This window comes from Gilliamella sp. B2969 (assembly GCF_026536195.1).
Lineage (GTDB): Bacteria > Pseudomonadota > Gammaproteobacteria > Enterobacterales > Orbaceae > Gilliamella.
This window is the reverse complement of the sequence record NZ_JAFNOP010000016.1, coordinates 1-17,843: the sequence shown is the minus strand read 5'-3', so window position 1 is coordinate 17,843 and position 17,843 is coordinate 1. Positions and strand designations below refer to the sequence as shown.

Below are 17,843 nucleotides of genomic sequence, written 5' to 3'. Positions count from 1 at the left end.
ACTTTTATCTATTATTATGACTATCAGTCAACCATGAAAATAACAGTTATCCTGAAATCAATTCATGTTAGGATAACTGTTTTTTTGTAAATATTGTTATGAAGACGTTCTACGACGTGATGTTCGTTTAAATGGCTTTGGTGTAGGTAAATTCGTTAATAGTGCTGTTGGATCGTATTGGCTAACAGGAATAGCATGATCAATCGCTTTTTCGATAGCGGGTAAATTTTGTGAGTAACGTTCACAAGCAAGTGAAATAGAATAACCTTCTGCACCAGCACGACCAGTACGCCCGATTCTATGTCTGTAATCATCACAGTCATCGGGTAAGTCGTAATTAAAAACATGTGTTACATGAGGAATATGTAAACCTCGCGCAGCCACATCTGTTGCCACTAAAATATCTAAATCGCCTTGCGTAAATTGTTCAAGAATCGATAAACGTTTCTTTTGTGCAATATCACCAGTTAATAATCCAACTCGATGGCCATCTGCAACTAAATGGCGCCATATTTTTTCACACGCAACTTTGGTATTGGCAAACACAATACAGCGATCTGGCCACTCTTCTTCTATTAGTGTTTGTAACAGCGCTAATTTATCTTCATTCGATGGGAAAAATAGTTCTTCTTTTATACGATGACCAATTTTTTGTTCTGGTTCCACTTCAACATATTGTGGATTATTCATATGCTCAAATGCTAATTCACGGACATTATGCGTGAGTGTTGCAGAAAATAGCATAGTTAATCGTTTTTGTGGTGGCGTCATGTGTCTAAAAATCCAACGAACATCCCGAATAAATCCTAAGTCAAACATACGGTCAGCTTCATCTAAAACAACAACTTGTATTGACTCAAGATTTATATAATTTTGTTTAGCATAATCGATCAAACGACCTGTCGTTGCGATGAGAATATCGACGCCAGCTGATAACATTTTTAATTGTTTATCATAACCATCACCACCAAATGCTAAACCTAGTTTTAGACCTGTCTGTTCTGATAATACTTGAGCATCATGATAGATTTGCACAACGAGTTCGCGCGTTGGCGCGATAATGATTGCTCGAGGTTGGTTGGTTTGATGATCAGGTAATGGTTGATGATTCAATAAATAATTAAACGTTGAGGCTAAAAACGCGATGGTTTTTCCTGTCCCTGTTTGTCCCTGCCCAGCAATATCAATTCCTTTTGTGGTTAACGGTAACGTCTTTTCTTGAATTGGCGTACAATAAGTAAAGCCATTTTGATCAAGGGCTTTTAGTACTAATGGATGTAAAGGAAACTGACTAAAAGTCGTTTTGGTGAGATAGGATTGAATCATTATGGTTTCAAAGTTAATTATCAAAGTTTTTTAATTATAACATATTAGTCATACTGACATCACTAATAATTATCTCCTATTATAATAATTACTAGCGCGTGCTTTGAAAATATTTTAACATTTAAAACCATAAAAATTATATTATTATTGGAGATAATAAAATGAGTCATAATATTGTTGCGTTAACTGAAGCAAGTTTTGAGAAAACCATTAACGAAGCAACTAAACCCGTACTAGTTGATTTTTGGGCTGAATGGTGTGGTCCTTGTAAAATGGTTGCGCCTATTTTAGAAGAAATAGCTCAAGAATATAGTGATCGTATCGTTATTGCTAAACTAAATGTTGAAGAAAATCCTAATATAGCACCTAAGTTTGGTATTCGTGGCATTCCTACATTACTCATTTTCAAAAATGGTGAAGTTGTTTCAACACAAGTTGGCGCGTTATCTAAAGCCCAATTGAAAAGTTTTATTGAAGCACAACTGTAATAGTTGTGATTGCTGCCCTCACAAAATCAATAAAAAACAGTAATAAGCGTAATAAAAATTACGCTTATTACTGCTTAAATCAAGTGCGTTGTTATTTTCAATAACATAATTAAATATAGACAGACTACCTTTTTTAGTGTAAATTGCTAACTTCTTACGAAAGCTCCTTTCTGCAATCCATTGTTTTTATTGATTAAGTGGGTGAACAGTCTATATTTAAACGCATAATTATCATTGAAAACTTAGTAATTCATTGCGTTTGTATATTGTAAGAAAGAGATTTTTTTATTAATAAATGAAAGAAATATACAAAAATAGCAGTAATTGCAAACATATCAATTTTATCCTCAAGAATTTTTAAAATTATGAATTTAACTGAATTAAAAAACACTTCTGTTTCCGAGCTTGTAACGCTTGGCGAAAAAACAATGGGTCTTGAAAATCTTGCTCGCCTTAGAAAACAAGACATTATTTTTGCTATTTTAAAACAGCATGCCAAAAGTGGTGAAGATATCTTTGGTGACGGTGTGCTTGAAATTTTGCAAGATGGATTTGGCTTTTTACGTTCTGCTGATAGTTCGTATTTAGCGGGTCCTGATGATATTTATGTTTCACCTAGTCAAATCAGACGATTTAACTTGCGGACGGGTGATACAATTGCCGGTAAAATAAGACCGCCTAAAGAAGGTGAACGTTATTTTGCTTTATTAAAAGTTAATGAAGTTAATCATGATAAACCTGAAGATGCCCGCAATAAAATCCTCTTTGAAAACTTAACTCCGCTTCACCCAAATTCTCGATTACGTATGGAACGAGGTAATGGTTCAACAGAAGATATCACAGCAAGAGTACTTGATTTAGCATCACCTATCGGTAAAGGTCAACGTGGTTTGATTGTTGCTCCACCGAAAGCAGGTAAAACCATGCTTCTGCAAAATATCGCACAAAGTTTAGCGGTAAATCATCCTGAATGTGAGTTAGTTGTCTTGATGATTGATGAACGTCCTGAAGAAGTTACCGAGATGCAACGTTTAGTTAAAGGTGAAGTGGTTGCTTCAACTTTTGATGAACCAGCAGCAAGACATGTTCAAGTTGCGGAAATGGTAATTGAACGAGCAAAACGTTTAGTTGAACATAAAAAAGATGTGATTATTCTATTAGACTCAATTACTCGTTTGGCGCGTGCTTACAATACTGTTATTCCTTCATCGGGCAAAGTATTAACAGGTGGTGTGGATGCAAATGCTTTACATCGCCCTAAACGCTTTTTTGGTGCAGCACGTAATGTAGAAGAGGGTGGTAGCTTAACCATTATTGCAACAGCATTAATTGATACCGGTTCAAAAATGGACGAAGTTATTTACGAGGAGTTTAAAGGTACCGGTAATATGGAAGTACACTTATCTCGTAAGATTGCTGAGCGTCGTGTTTTCCCTGCTATTGATTTTAATCGTTCAGGTACACGTAAAGAAGATTTAATGACTTCGCCTGATGAACTACAAAAAATGTGGATTCTACGTAAGATCTTAAACCCAATGGGTGAAATTGATGCGATGGAATTTTTAATTGATAAATTAGCGATGACCAAAACCAATGACGAGTTTTTTGAAATGATGAAACGCTCATGATTTTGGGAATCAATTAGCTTAGTCAAAAATAAAATAGCCGTATTATATCTTGATACGGTTTTTTTATGGCAAAATATAAGATAATTTATAAAACCCGTTTAAGTTTTAAGTTGTAAAAACCTTATTATCAAGGTCATGTGAGATTATATAAAGGAGCCAAATCATGTCTAAACAACAAATCGGTGTTATTGGAATGGCAGTAATGGGGCGAAATCTTGCTCTTAATATTGAAAGCCGTGGATATACTGTCGCGATTTATAATCGCTCTAAAGATAAAACCGAGCAAGTGATGGCTGAACATCCCGATAAACAATTGGTTCCCCATTTTACGATTGAAGATTTTGTTGCTTCATTAGAAAAACCGCGCCGTATTCTGATAATGGTACAAGCAGGTAAAGGAACGGATGCCGTAATTGATGAGCTACGCCCCCTGTTAGATAAAGGCGACATTATTATTGATGGTGGTAACGCTTATTTTGAAGATACCATCCGTCGCAATAAAATGCTTTCAGATGAGGGTTTTAATTTTATTGGTACTGGTGTTTCTGGTGGTGAGGAAGGAGCACTTAAAGGACCATCTATTATGCCTGGTGGTCAAAAAGAAGCCTATGATTTAGTTGCACCAATATTAGAGAAAATCGCTGCCAAAGCTGACGGTGAGCCATGTGTTACTTATATTGGACCTGATGGCGCAGGCCATTATGTGAAAATGGCTCACAATGGTATTGAGTATGGTGATATGCAGCTAATTGCTGAAAGCTATTCAGTATTAAAACATGTGGTCGGATTAGATAATGAGCAATTATCAAGTGTGTTTACTGACTGGAATAAGGGCGAGTTAAATAGTTATTTAATTGAAATTACTGCTGATATTTTTAAATATAAGGATGAACAAGGTCAATATCTGATAGATGTGATTTTAGATGCAGCAGGTAATAAAGGAACCGGTAAATGGACCAGTCAAAGTGCATTAGATTTAGGTGAGCCTTTATCATTGATTACTGAATCAGTATTTGCCCGTTACATTTCGGCTATTAAAGATCAGCGTGTTGCTGCGGCAAAAGTTTTAAAAGGGCCACAACAAGTGACTTATACTGGTGATAAAAAAGAATTAATTGAGAAGGTTCGCAAAGCACTTTATATGGGAAAAATTATCTCTTATGCTCAAGGTTTTGCACAACTCAAAGCTGCATCAACTCATTATAATTGGCAGTTAAATTTTGGTGAAATTGCTAAAATATTTAGAGCAGGATGCATTATTCGTGCACAATTTTTACAAAAAATTACTGATGCTTACGCAGACAATAATGATATAGATAATTTGTTATTAACACCTTATTTTTCTCAAACAGCTCAAGCTTATCAGCAAGCATTACGTGATGTGATTTGTTTAGCCGTTCAACAAGGTATTGCAGTGCCAACGCTTTCTGCTGCTATTGCTTATTACGATAGTTATCGTTCGCCTGTTTTACCAGCGAATTTAATTCAAGCACAACGAGATTATTTTGGTGCGCATACCTATAAACGTTTAGACAAAGAAGGTGTATTTCACACTGATTGGTTAAATATTGAATCGTAATTGGTCGTAATACTGTTACATCTATTTTTTAGTTAGAGTGTAAGTATACCTTCCGCTCTAACTAAAAAATTCTTTGAATCCGCCCCGCTTTATTAAGCTCATTTCTATTATTAAAAATAAAAACCGTTGCGTGCATTAATCTTAGGCTTGTCAAGCAATTTTATTTTTTTTAAATTGTAGAAAAACACAATATATGGTGTATAATCATAATATATTTACTATATATAGTATCAGTCAAGCGATGTGAAAATTCCGGCGTATATCAAATTAAGTCTAATATTCTAATAAAGATTTAAGAAATCCCGATAATTATAATGAGTATTAACATTGATATATGACCCATTAACCGCTAATAAACCATGAATATTGAGGAGTATATATGCCCGTAGTCATCAAACGTGATGGTTGTCAAACCGCATTTAATGAAGGTCGGATTAAAGATGCCATAGTTAAAGCAGCTGTTGCTGCTAATGTGAATGATCCTGATTATTGTGCTGCTGTTGCTCGCGTTGTGACTAATCAAATGACAGAACGTGAAAGTGTTGATATTAACGAAATTCAAAATGCGGTTGAAAATCAGTTAATGTCAGGACCTTATAAAAAACTGGCAAGGACTTATATTGAATATCGACATGATCGTGACCGAGCGCGAGACCAACGTAGTCGTTTGACTCAAGATATTCGCGGCTTAATTGAACAGAGTAATGTTGCAATTTTGAATGAAAATGCTAATAAAGATAGTAAAGTTATTCCAACACAACGCGATTTGTTAGCCGGTATTGTAGCAAGGCATTATGCTAAACAATATTTATTACCAAAAGAAATATCACGCGCTCATGATTGTGGCGAGATTCATTATCATGATTTAGATTATGCACCATTTTTTCCTATGTTTAACTGTATGTTAATTGATTTAGATGGTATGTTGACCAATGGCTTTAAAATGGGTAACGCTGAAATTGAGCCACCAAAGTCGATTGCAACAGCGACAGCGGTCACCGCACAAATAATTGCACAAGTTGCGAGCCATATTTATGGTGGTACAACTATTAATCGTATCGATGAAGTGCTAGCGAAATTTGTTACCATTAGTTATCAAAAACATAAACAAATCGCTCAAGAGTGGGATATACCTAATCCAGAGGCATATGCAGAAAGCCGTACTCAAAAAGAGTGTTATGATGCGTTTCAATCTTTAGAGTATGAAGTTAATACTTTACATACTGCTAATGGCCAAACTCCTTTTGTTACTTTTGGTTTTGGTTTAGGAACAAGTTGGGAATCACGTTTAATTCAAGAATCTATTCTAAAAGTTCGCATTAAGGGTTTAGGTAAAAATCATAAAACAGCAGTTTTCCCAAAATTGGTGTTTGCCATTAAAGATGGTATTAATCACAAACAAGGTGATATTAATTACGATATTAAAGCGCTAGCGTTAGAGTGCGCAAGTAAGCGTATGTATCCTGATATCTTGAATTACGATAAAGTGGTTGAAGTCACCGGATCATTTAAAACTCCAATGGGATGTCGAAGCTTTTTAGGTGTTTACGAAGAAGATGGTCAGCAAATTCACGATGGCCGTAATAATCTTGGCGTGATTAGTTTGAATCTGCCGCGTATTGCCATTGAAGCGCAAGGTGATGAATCTCGTTTCTGGCAGATTTTAGATAAGCGTTTAGAGTTATGTAAAGAAGCCTTAATGACACGTATTGCTCGTCTTGAAGGGGTAAAAGCTCGCGTCGCGCCTATTTTATATATGGAAGGGGCTTGTGGTGTGAGATTAAAAGAAGATGATAGTGTTTGTGAAATATTCAAAAATGGTCGAGCTTCGATTTCTTTAGGCTATATTGGTATTCACGAAACATTAAATGCACTTTATGGAAATAAAACGCATCCATTTGATAATGATACATTACGCGAAAAAGGCGTAGCTATTGTTCAACGTTTACGACAAGCTGTGGAACAGTGGAAAGCTGAAACGGGTTATGGATTTAGTTTGTATAGTACGCCAAGCGAAAACCTGTGTGATCGTTTTTGTCGACTTGATACGGCTGAATTTGGTGTTATTCCAGGGGTAACAGACAAAGGTTATTATACAAATAGTTTTCATTTAGATGTAGAGAAGAAAGTTAATCCATACGAAAAAATAGAATTTGAAAAGCCTTATCCTGAAGTAGCTAATGGCGGATTCATTTGTTATGGTGAATATCCTAACATGATTAATAATGTTAAAGCATTAGAGGATGTCTGGGATTATAGTTATAGTCGAGTTCCTTATTATGGTACTAACACCCCGATTGATGAGTGCTATGAGTGTGGTTATACCGGTGAATTTTCGTGTACAAGTAAAGGTTTTGTTTGTCCTAGTTGTGGTAATCATGATTCGTCAAAAGTCTCTGTTACTCGCCGAGTTTGTGGCTATTTAGGTAGTCCTGATGCCCGTCCATTTAATGCCGGTAAACAAGAGGAAGTAAAACGACGAGTTAAACATTTGAACAATGGTCAAATTGGATAATGTTAATCAAATAGTTATGAATTATCATCGTTATTATCCTGTAGATGTTGTAAATGGTGAAGGTACGCGCTGTGTATTGTTTGTCGCAGGTTGCGTACATCAGTGTCCTGGTTGTTATAACAAAAGTACATGGGGAATCAATTCAGGCGTACCTTTTACACAATCGCTTGAAGATCAAATTATCAAAGATCTGCAAGACACAGAGATTAAACGCCAAGGATTATCGCTTTCTGGTGGTGATCCTTTGCATCCACAAAATGTTCCAGCTATATTAAAATTAGTTCAACGGGTTAAATCAGAATGTATAAACAAAGATATTTGGCTTTGGACAGGGTATAAACTTGATGAATTAACCGCCGAACAACAAGTAGTAGTGCCTTATATTGATGTATTGATTGATGGTAAATTTATTCAAGAACTTGCTGATCCTCGGCTGTTATGGCGAGGAAGCAGCAATCAAATCATACATCGATTTAAACAATAAAATTATTTGCCATTATTGCGATTTGTGTAAGTTTAAAAGATAAGAAATCGCTTCACGATAATTAATTTCTAGATTTTCACTGCTAGACGAGGTGATGTGTAAGTCAGTAATTTTACCATTATCAATACCATAAACCCATCCGTGCAAATTAACTTTTTGACCGCGCTGCCATGCCGATTGAATAATGGTTGAGTGACCTAAATTATAAACTTGCTCAATGACGTTGAGTTCACATAAAATATCTAGGCGAATATGCGCTGGAAATTCACCAATAAGTGAGCTATATCGAAACCATAAATCTCGAATATGTAGAAGCCAATTGTTAATTAAACCTAAATCTGGGTTTTCAACAGCTGAGCGTATTCCACCACATCCTAAATGGCCACAGACAATAATATCTTCAATTTTAAGTACATCAACGGCATATTGGACGACAGATAAACAATTGAGATCGGTATGAATGACTAAATTACCTACATTTCGATGGACAAATAATTCACCAGGTTGCAATTTAATCAGTTTTTCGGCAGGAACCCGGCTATCAGAACAGCCGATCCATAAAAATTTAGGATTTTGGGCAATTGCTAGTTGTTTAAAAAATTCGGGATCTTCTTGCTCAATTTTTTCTGACCACTCGTGATTAAAACGAATTAAATCGTTTACATTTACCATTCATCTATTCCTTTAATATTTCATTATTATAAGATTGTATTATTTTTGAAAATAAACTTTATATTATTTAATTGGTTTCAATGTGTTGGATTTTACTTTTCATTATTAATTTTCGCCACATTGGTGTGGTTAAAATTTTGGCCTTGATAATTTTGCTGTATAATTTTAGACGTAATAGTAGTGTTTTTTGGTAATACAGTTTATTGGGTTTTGCTTGGCCGCTATTTAATATTTTACTTAGAATCTCAGCGCTATCGAGTGCATAGCTAATTCCTTCCAAAGAACTTGCACTAATAAAACCAGCCGCTTCACCGATTAAAAATATGTTCTCATTGCCCGTGTAAAAATCACGTAAACGATTTGGATAGATAACGAGGCATTTTTCAGTTTTGACTAAATCACTAAAAATAAAACCTTGTTGCGTTAATTTTTGTTTTAATTTTTCGAAATGTTGATTTGCTTCTTTTTTCGCAAAGGCTCCACCTAAAATAAAGTAACCATCTTTAGACATACTCCATGCATAACAGTTAGTTAAATTGTTGTCAAAAATGCAAGAGTAAAAAGGTGTAGTATGTTTTTCGGCAAACCATTGCTGAATAGCGACATATTGTCTAATGGAATGTTTAGGGTAACGCATTCGCCTTACAATGGAATTAGCCCCATCAGCACCTACGACATATTGAGCAGTGAATTTTTGTTCTCTATTATTTTCATCAATATAAGTGACTTGGTATCCATCAATGATTCTTCTTACTTCTTTGCATAACGTATTATGTAAAACAGTAACGGTTTCGGGAATGAGTGACTTTAGCCATAGATCAAACTTATGTCGATCAAAGCTGATATAGCTGCGTTGATAATTACGAACTAGTTGAGTTTGTAAATCGATGGTTTTAACGCTAAATATTTGTGGATCGGTTAAAATGTCAGCAGGTATGTTTAATTTTTGTCTGACAAAAGATTTTTGCGCATCATTTGCCAGTAATCCACCACATGGTTTATGAAAGCCATCATGACCTGTTTGGTTTTTTTTGTCTAGTGCAATAATTTTAAATGAAGGACTAAGTAATCGTGCCAACGTACTACCGGCAGGCCCTAGACCAATAATTGCAATATCGTAATCCATAAAATTATGTTATTTGCCCTATCAATTTTTGACTAATGTTATATTATCACATTTAAAGTGAAATGTGGCTAATCAAGGACGAGAATAGGATAACTTAGGTATCGTTGACATAGTATTTATTAAGCTATATGGATATATAATCCCATATAGCTAAGTTAAAATTGGCTATTTTTAACTGGCAACGGTTGTCAAAAAAGCTTGGTTTAATTCTTCAAAGGGTAAAGTTCGGCTAATTATGACTAAACGTGATAGTTTTTCTGCAGAATCTTGCCAGGGTGAACCATAATCAAAGCCAACGACTTTGTGGACACCTTGAACAATTAAGCGTTGTGGATTATTTTTGATAGCAAGTACACCTTTGTATCGTAGCATGTCATTGCCGTATTGCTCGACTAAATTTTCCATAAAAGAACCAATTTTTTTGATATCAAGCTCACCTGCTTCAAAAAGATAAGAGCAAATATCATCATTCCATGATTGAGTTTGCTTTTGTCGAGGCAGAACAGTGAAATCGGCCATAAATTTTTTGGCGGGATTAATGACAAAATAGCCTTTATGAATACTTAGATCATCCGTTAGATCAAAAGCATGTATATCAATCCACTGCGATTTAGGTATTTGCCCGTTTACGGCTTCAATGATTGTGGCTTTATGGTTGATGTTGTTAATTCGATTAATCACTTTTAATTTTTCTGAATTACTAATGCAGTCAGTTTTAGTCACAATAATGCGATCTGCAAACCCAATTTGTGAAAGCGTGACGCGATGCTCATCAAGATGCTGTAAGATATGCTGGGCATCGACTAAAGTAATAATTGCATCAAGTTGAAAGCTTTGACGAATCAAATCATCAATAAAAAATAGTTGAATAATTGGTGCAGGATCGGCAAGTCCAGTTGTTTCAATTATTAATCGATCAAATAATAACTCTCCTGCTATGCGCTGATCGTGTAATTGGTATAAGGCATCGGTTAGCTCTCCTTGTACTGTACAACAGATGCATCCATTAGTCATTTCAACAATTTTAATGTCGGTTGTTACATTTAGCAGATGGCTATCAACGTTTATCGGGCCAAACTCATTTTCGATAATAATTATTTTTTCGTTAGGATTCTGTGCTAACAAATGATTAATTAATGTGGTTTTACCTGAACCTAAAAATCCAGTTAATAAAGTGACAGGTATTGATGGGGAACTGGTTTGTATTGTCATTTCTTCATTCTTTACTATTTAGCAACTAGCAACATTTGAATCCGCCTTTACCACCGTAACGTGCATCTTGCCTTTCTTTAAAAAACTCTTCATAAGTCATAGGCGTTTGTTCTGGGTGGGTAAGTTTCATATGTTGAACATAAGTATCATAATCTGGAATACCGACCATAAGTTTAGCTGCTTGGCCTAGATATTTTCCTGCTTTGGCGATTGAATCAAACATATTTTATCTCTTATTAGCTAAAGATATTGATAAGTAGATCTTATTTCTTCATTATAATCTGTGACACATAAATCACGAATTACTGTTGATTCACTATAAAGTGCTAATTTGTTTGAGTCAATTGCTGATTAATACTAATTTATACAATGCTATAAAAGCTTAAAAGCAATTTTAATTTTGATTGATTAAATTCAAGTGGTGATGTTTTAAAAAAGGTTTCAATAAATTGATTTATCTATGAGTAAATAACTTTTATAATATCGGGCAATTTAATTCTAATAAGAGTCTATAATGGAAAAGTTTCACCTTACTGGTCCAACTTCTTTAAATGGTGAAGTTGTGATTTCTGGGGCTAAAAATGCAGCCCTACCTATTTTATTTGCTGCAATTTTAGCTGAAAAACCCGTCGAAATTCAAAATATTCCTAAGTTAAAAGATATTGATACAACGTTAGAATTACTCAGTCAGTTAGGTGTGAAATGTACCCGCAATGGCTCGATTCATTTAGATGCAGGGCAAGTTAATAATTATTGCGCACCTTATGAGCTAGTCAAAACTATGCGCGCATCCATTTGGGCATTAGGCCCATTAGTTGCTCGATTTGGTCATGGTCAAGTATCTTTACCTGGGGGATGTGCTATTGGTGCTCGACCTGTTGATTTACATATTATTGGCTTGCAACAACTAGGGGCAACAATTTCTCTTGACGAGGGTTATGTTAAAGCAACTGTCGATGGTCGATTAAAAGGCGCACATATTGTAATGGATAAAGTTAGTGTTGGTGCTACTGTGACTATTATGTCAGCAGCAACATTAGCGGAAGGGAAAACGATAATCGAAAATGCTGCCTGTGAGCCTGAAATTGTTGATACTGCTAAATTTTTAAATACGTTAGGTGCTAAAATCTCGGGTGCTGGTACCGTGCGTATTGAGATAGAAGGCGTAGAGCGATTAGGCGGCGGCGTACATGAAGTGGTTTCAGATCGCATCGAAACCGGTACCTTTTTGGTTGCAGCAGCGATATCAAAAGGTAAAATTACCTGTCGTAAAACAGATCCAAAATTGCTCGATGCTGTATTATCTAAACTAAAAGAAGCGGGCGCTGATATCCAAACTGGCGATGACTGGATTTGTCTAGATATGCAAGGTAAACAGCTTAATGCAGTTAATATCCATACTGCTCCTTATCCTGGGTTTCCAACTGATATGCAAGCTCAATTCTCTTTACTTAATATGGTTGCTCAAGGTACAGGAATTATTAAAGAAACAATTTTTGAAAATCGATTTATGCATGTTCCTGAACTTATTCGAATGGGGGCTAGAGCCGAGATTGAAGGTAACACTTTAATCACGCATGGAGTTGATAAACTAAGTGGTGCCCAAGTTATGGCAACTGATTTACGCGCTTCAGCTAGTTTGGTTTTAGCCGGTTGTATTGCTGAAGGTTCGACATTGGTTGATCGTATTTATCACATAGATCGTGGTTATGATAATATTGAAGATAAGCTTAGAAAATTAGGCGCTAATATTGAAAGAATTAAGTAGTTTTTAACTTAAAATACTTGTAAATACAACGTAAGGTGATAAAGGAGTGTAATCGTGACAAAACAAGCTTTGGTCTGTTTATCAAATGGTTGTGAAGAAACAGAAGCTGTAACAACAATTGACCTTTTAACCCGAGCGGGTATTAATGTTGCCACCGCAAGTATTTCGCAGGATAGAGAAGTGCATTGCTCAAGAGGGGTGACTATTTTAGCTCAAAAAACTTGGCTTGAAGTTAAAGAACTTAATTTTGATGTTGTTATTTTACCTGGTGGATTAAAAGGCGCAGAAAATTTTCGTGATTGTCCTGCGCTTATTGAAAAACTACAGCAAACCCATCAAGCTGGAAATATCGTTGCTGCAATCTGTGCTTCACCAGCAATGGTTTTACAGCATCATCATTTATTTCCTAACGCTTATATGACTGGGTACCCAACAACGAAAGATGCCTTTCAACTTTGGAAAGATGAAAGAGTTTATTTTGATCAAAAAAATAACGTGATTACCAGTCAAGGTCCTGCCACATCGATTGATTTTGCGCTAAAAATTATTGATGTTTTACTCGGTCGTAAAAAAGCCGCTGAAGTTGCACAGCAACTTGTTCTACCATCAGGTATTGAATGCTATCAATAGGTATCAAATGTCAAATTCACATTTGTATGAAAAGTTAGTAAAACGCGCGACACTTAGTGCTGTTTTAATTTCTATTGTTTTGATCATAATAAAACTGCTAACTTGTTGGCTTACAGGATCAATAAGTTTGTTGGCATCTTTATTAGATTCAAGTATTGATTTGCTTGCTTCAGGATTGAATTTTTTTTTGGTTCGTTATGCGTTAAAGCCGGCAGATGATGATCATACTTTTGGACATGGTAAAGCTGAATCACTAGCTGCTTTAGCACAAAGTACTTTTATTATAGGGTCGGCAACAATTGTATTGTTGTCGAGTGTAAAATCAGTTATTTCGCCTAGTGAAATTCAGGTTCCTTTACTCGGTATCATTATCTCAATTATATCGACTGTCATAACTGCATTTTTAGTCTTATATCAAAAGTACGTCATAAAATTGACAAGAAGTAAAGCAATTGAAGCTGATATGTTGCATTATTCTTCGGATATGTTAATGAATATTGCTGTCATATTTGCCTTAGCTTTAAGTTGGTATGGCGTGGCTTATGCTGATGCTTTTTTTGCTTTCTTTATTGCTTTATATATTTGCTATAGCGCTTATCAAATAGCTTATAATGCTATTCAAGATTTACTTGATCGCGCTTTACCGGATAGTGATAATGTCAAAATTGCTGAAATTATTGCTGCCTATCCCGATGTGCGTGGTTTTCATGATCTTAAAACCAGACAAGCCGGACCATTAAAATTTATTCAATTACATCTTGAGCTAGATGATGATATGCCTTTAATTCAAGCCCATGCTATTGCCGATAGTGTTGAAAAACGTATTTCAGAAGAGTTCTCACCGGCAACTGTTATTATCCATCAAGATCCTATTTCTGTTGTACCTATCGAAATGATGCAGTAGACAATTTCAGCAAAATAGCTTTTATCATCTATTGTTAGATATCTGTTTAAACTCTATAATAGTTAAAATTTAATTAGTTGGAGTTATTTTGTATGATAAAAAAAATAGGTATTTTAACGAGTGGTGGTGATGCTCCGGGAATGAATGCTGCTATTCGAGGAGTAGTTAGAACTGCGTTAACAGAAGGTTTAGATGTTTATGGTGTTTATGATGGTTATTTAGGGCTGTGTGAGGATCGCATATCTCAACTTGATCGTTATAGTGTTTCCGATATTATCACTCGTGGCGGTACTTTCTTGGGTTCGGCTAGATTTCCTGAGTTTAAAGATAAAGAAGTTAGAAAAAAAGGTATCGAGAATTTAAAAAAACACGGTATTGATGCATTAGTAGTTATTGGTGGTGATGGTTCTTATATGGGCGCCATGCGTTTAACCGAAGAAGGTTTTCCATGTATCGGTTTACCGGGTACTATCGATAACGATATTCGTGGTACTGATTATACTATTGGTTATTTCACTGCGTTAAGTACAGCGGTTGAAGCTATTGATAGACTGCGTGACACTTGTTCATCACATCATCGAATTTCAGTTATTGAAATCATGGGGCGCGATTGTGGTGATCTAACCTTAAATGCAGCGGTAGCTGGCGGGTGTGAGTTCATGATCATTCCTGAGGTTTCTTATACTAAAGAAGATTTGATTGAAGAAATTAAATTAGGCTTTGCTAAAGGTAAGAGACATGCCATTGTCACTGTCACTGAGCATATGTGTGATGTTAATCAGCTAGCTAAAGACATTGAAGATGCGGTAGATCATGAAACTCGTGCTACTGTTTTAGGACATGTGCAACGTGGTGGAAGTCCTGTTCCTTATGATCGTATACTTGGCTCACGTATGGGTGCATATGCCGTTCAATTACTTCTAGAAGGGCATGCAGGTAGAAGTGTCGGTGTGCAAAATGGTAAGTTAGTTCATCATGATATTATTGATGCAATTAACAATATGAAACGACCATTTGATATGGATCTTTATAATACAGCAAAACGTCTTTTCTAGCGGTGAGTTTGATCCCGCACGATTAATAGTGTTATGAAAATAAAACAATTTAGGTGAATGCTTATTGGTAATAATTTAACCAAATAAGTATTCACTTTTTTCATTGAAGTTCTTAGTTATCAGCTGATAAAATTAAGTTAGTTCGTTATTCTTAAATAATAGTCTTTACAAAAGTGCAAATTAACTGGTTTATGCACCACTTTAGTCATTAGCATTGATAAATGCTTCAATAAAGTTTCATTTCATTATTATTATCAATTATAAGTAATTAATTATTGAAGAGGGGAGATAAATAATGGCATTAAATTATTTAGAAGATCATGAGCGTTTCTATGTTTGTGATGCTAACAATAAGCAAATAGCAGAAATGACGTTTACTAGAGTTGGTCAAAATAAAGCAACAATTAATCATACTTATATTGATCCTGAATATCGTGGCAAAGGGATTGCAGATAAATTATTAAATTTGGTTGTGACCAAATTGCAACAAGAACAACGTGAAATTATTCCTATCTGTTCTTATGCAGCTAAAAAATTGATGAAATAATACTGGAACCATATTCAAATAAACTAAAAAATTTGAATCAAATACTGTCAAGTTTTATTTTGATTATTATTTTTTACAAATTTAATTATAGTTAAGTGAATATGTGCTAATGTATAGCAATTTCCTAAACGTAGAATTTCGATATTTAAGATGGAATCTGCAAAATCACAAAAAATTCACTCAATCCACGTTTTACGTGGTGTTGCTATTATCATGATTGTTTTTAGCCACTGTTTAGGTGTGTTTAAAAATAGTAATTTAATTGCAAACAGTTACTTATTTTCTTTTTTAAATCTATTTGCCTTTAATTTCACAACATTTTTTGTACTCATTGCCGGATTTTTATTTCAACATTTGACTTATAAATTTAATACTAAAACTTACTATTTATCGAAATTTAAAACAGTAGTATGCCCATATATTTCAGTCTCTATTTTTTGTTTTCTGTTTTTTCATTATCAATATTTATCTGATTTACCGTGGATTTCATCAACAGAGCCTAGCATATTAAGCACAATAACTAAAATGATGTTGACTGGAACACAGTTATTACCGTTATGGTTTATGCCAATGATTATTATTATTTATTTAATGGCTCCTTTATTGTATATGTGGTCACATAAAAATTTAATTGTTGCTGGTTTAATGTCTATGTTTTGGGTCGTGATTTTTACCAAACCTGATTTTACTCAGCCTATTTTAAATTTATTGCATTATGGTCCGGTTTATCTAATTGGTATGATGATTAAGCAAAATTATCAAACTATTATGAAGGCAGTGAAAGATAACATATTTTTGTTTATATCCTTTTTCTGTTTATGCTTTTTTGTGCCCTTTGCTTATCGATATATTAGCCAATTGGGTATTGAAAATCTTTATTTTGATACATTGCAAAAAATTATTTTATTCATATTAGCGCTCTATTTATTGGATCCACTAAATCATAAAAACAACGATGGTCGAGTTTATAAATTTTTCTCTTACATGGCTAATATCAGCTTTCCAATTTATTTTATACATGAAATTATCGTATTAGAACTTGAGCAGCAAGTGATTAGTTCAGCTATAGGAGATGTCATTAAAACTGATAATGGTCAACTCGCATCATTAGGTGCAATTAGCTTTTTAGTATTAACATTATCTATTAGTATTGTTATAGCTAATGCAATAAAATTTATCTTCAAAGATAAAGCTAAATTTTTTATTGGGGGAAGTCGCTAATCCTCAATTATTCGCATTGAAATTCAGCGCTTATGAGATATTTGTTATTATTTGACGGCACAGTAAGTGCTTTGCAATCAGAAACATAAATAGCTTTTTTGGTTAATTGAATACTATTTTCATACTGGCAAACGAAGTAAATCCAATCATTAAATCCCTGATTATAAGAATTCAAATCTTTCCAATGATAGTTTTTATTGCCCTTGTTTTCAGAGGGTATGGGTTTATCATTATTATAAAGATTAATGCTAGTTAGATGTGCTTTTGGTTTAGTAAAAGCATTCACATCGATATTAAAAGGTAAAGGACGATTATGCTCTAATACAACTGAATCAATATAAACCACTTCAGGACAATCAAATACCATTTCATCAGCATAACTATTGAACGTAAAAAGTAGACCAGTAGTTAATAATACAAACTTCTTCATTGTTTAACCCAATATCTTATTAAGCTTTCTATTATTATCAGATAATACGAGGATATTAATTCCTGTTCAAGTTAATAAACTAATATTAAAGTAATAAATTATTTTTTAATAAACATTATTAATGTTTATTTATTTTACGATAATTGTCTATACAACAATTAAATTGAGCAAATAAAACACAAACAGAAAAAAAATAGCAATAAACACTTGCAGGAATTTTTTAAGTGCCTATAATGCGCATCCACTGACACGGCGTTA

At 34.4% G+C, this 17,843-nt stretch carries 17 protein-coding genes; 11 read left to right on the top strand and 6 right to left on the bottom strand.

Translation table 11 applies throughout. From position 1 onward, the window contains the following. Window positions 1-96 precede the first annotated feature (96 nt). Window positions 97-1,326, bottom strand: a complete 1,230-nt coding sequence (rhlB, locus tag J3U66_RS12230) for an ATP-dependent RNA helicase RhlB (protein ID WP_267333843.1) — start codon at window positions 1,324-1,326, stop codon at window positions 97-99. Between the two features lie 161 nt (window positions 1,327-1,487). Here rhlB and trxA point away from each other — a divergent pair, with 161 nt between their 5' ends. From trxA to nrdG, 5 genes are all read left to right on the top strand, one after another. Then, a complete protein-coding gene (gene trxA, locus J3U66_RS12225; RefSeq protein ID WP_267333842.1) occupies window positions 1,488-1,814 on the top strand; it encodes a thioredoxin TrxA in 327 nt (108 codons plus the stop codon). Window positions 1,815-2,179: 365 nt separating this feature from the next. After that, window positions 2,180-3,442 (top strand): transcription termination factor Rho, encoded by a 1,263-nt coding sequence (rho, locus tag J3U66_RS12220; protein ID WP_065617994.1) that lies wholly within the window; start codon window positions 2,180-2,182, stop codon window positions 3,440-3,442. 163 nt (window positions 3,443-3,605) lie between these two features. Next, complete coding sequence (gene gndA, locus J3U66_RS12215) at window positions 3,606-5,021, top strand: NADP-dependent phosphogluconate dehydrogenase (protein ID WP_267349147.1); 1,416 nt, start codon at window positions 3,606-3,608, stop codon at window positions 5,019-5,021. A gap of 379 nt (window positions 5,022-5,400) precedes the next feature. Further along, window positions 5,401-7,536 carry an anaerobic ribonucleoside-triphosphate reductase gene (gene nrdD / locus J3U66_RS12210; RefSeq protein ID WP_267349146.1) on the top strand — a complete coding sequence of 712 codons (2,136 nt, stop codon included), beginning with the start codon at window positions 5,401-5,403 and terminating at the stop codon, window positions 7,534-7,536. 16 nt (window positions 7,537-7,552) lie between these two features. Further along, complete coding sequence (gene nrdG, locus J3U66_RS12205) at window positions 7,553-8,020, top strand: anaerobic ribonucleoside-triphosphate reductase-activating protein (RefSeq protein WP_267349145.1); 468 nt, start codon at window positions 7,553-7,555, stop codon at window positions 8,018-8,020. A 12-nt stretch (window positions 8,021-8,032) separates the two neighbouring features. Here nrdG and can read toward each other — a convergent pair whose 3' ends face one another. From can to J3U66_RS12185, 4 genes are all read right to left on the bottom strand, one after another. Beyond that, window positions 8,033-8,692, bottom strand: a complete 660-nt coding sequence (can, locus tag J3U66_RS12200; RefSeq protein WP_065634946.1) for a carbonate dehydratase — start codon at window positions 8,690-8,692, stop codon at window positions 8,033-8,035. Between the two features lie 67 nt (window positions 8,693-8,759). Then, a complete protein-coding gene (locus J3U66_RS12195; protein WP_267349143.1) occupies window positions 8,760-9,818 on the bottom strand; it encodes an FAD-binding protein in 1,059 nt (352 codons plus the stop codon). Window positions 9,819-9,989: 171 nt separating this feature from the next. Continuing rightward, window positions 9,990-11,030: a CobW family GTP-binding protein gene (locus tag J3U66_RS12190; protein ID WP_267333838.1), complete on the bottom strand. Its 1,041-nt coding sequence runs from the start codon at window positions 11,028-11,030 to the stop codon at window positions 9,990-9,992. A gap of 25 nt (window positions 11,031-11,055) precedes the next feature. Next, a complete protein-coding gene (locus J3U66_RS12185; protein WP_065577812.1) occupies window positions 11,056-11,253 on the bottom strand; it encodes a YbdD/YjiX family protein in 198 nt (65 codons plus the stop codon). Between the two features lie 291 nt (window positions 11,254-11,544). Here J3U66_RS12185 and murA point away from each other — a divergent pair, with 291 nt between their 5' ends. The 6 genes from murA (at window position 11,545) to J3U66_RS12155 (ending at window position 17,155) form a co-directional block, all read left to right on the top strand. Next, window positions 11,545-12,798 (top strand): UDP-N-acetylglucosamine 1-carboxyvinyltransferase, encoded by a 1,254-nt coding sequence (gene murA / locus J3U66_RS12180; protein WP_267333837.1) that lies wholly within the window; start codon window positions 11,545-11,547, stop codon window positions 12,796-12,798. A 54-nt stretch (window positions 12,799-12,852) separates the two neighbouring features. After that, on the top strand, window positions 12,853-13,428 hold the full coding sequence (yajL, locus tag J3U66_RS12175) for a protein deglycase YajL (protein ID WP_267344882.1): 576 nt from the start codon (window positions 12,853-12,855) through the stop codon (window positions 13,426-13,428). 7 nt (window positions 13,429-13,435) lie between these two features. Then, window positions 13,436-14,332, top strand: coding sequence for a cation diffusion facilitator family transporter (locus J3U66_RS12170; RefSeq protein WP_267349141.1), 897 nt, complete (start codon window positions 13,436-13,438; stop codon window positions 14,330-14,332). 92 nt (window positions 14,333-14,424) lie between these two features. Further along, window positions 14,425-15,387, top strand: coding sequence for a 6-phosphofructokinase (pfkA, locus tag J3U66_RS12165; RefSeq protein WP_267333834.1), 963 nt, complete (start codon window positions 14,425-14,427; stop codon window positions 15,385-15,387). Window positions 15,388-15,682: 295 nt separating this feature from the next. Beyond that, window positions 15,683-15,934 carry a GNAT family N-acetyltransferase gene (locus J3U66_RS12160; protein WP_065634940.1) on the top strand — a complete coding sequence of 84 codons (252 nt, stop codon included), beginning with the start codon at window positions 15,683-15,685 and terminating at the stop codon, window positions 15,932-15,934. Window positions 15,935-16,084: 150 nt separating this feature from the next. Then, complete coding sequence (locus J3U66_RS12155; RefSeq protein WP_267349139.1) at window positions 16,085-17,155, top strand: acyltransferase; 1,071 nt, start codon at window positions 16,085-16,087, stop codon at window positions 17,153-17,155. A gap of 7 nt (window positions 17,156-17,162) precedes the next feature. Here the strand turns inward: J3U66_RS12155 and J3U66_RS12150 are convergent, their stop codons facing one another. Further along, window positions 17,163-17,585 (bottom strand): STY0301 family protein, encoded by a 423-nt coding sequence (locus tag J3U66_RS12150; RefSeq protein ID WP_267333832.1) that lies wholly within the window; start codon window positions 17,583-17,585, stop codon window positions 17,163-17,165. Window positions 17,586-17,843: the final 258 nt, after the last annotated feature.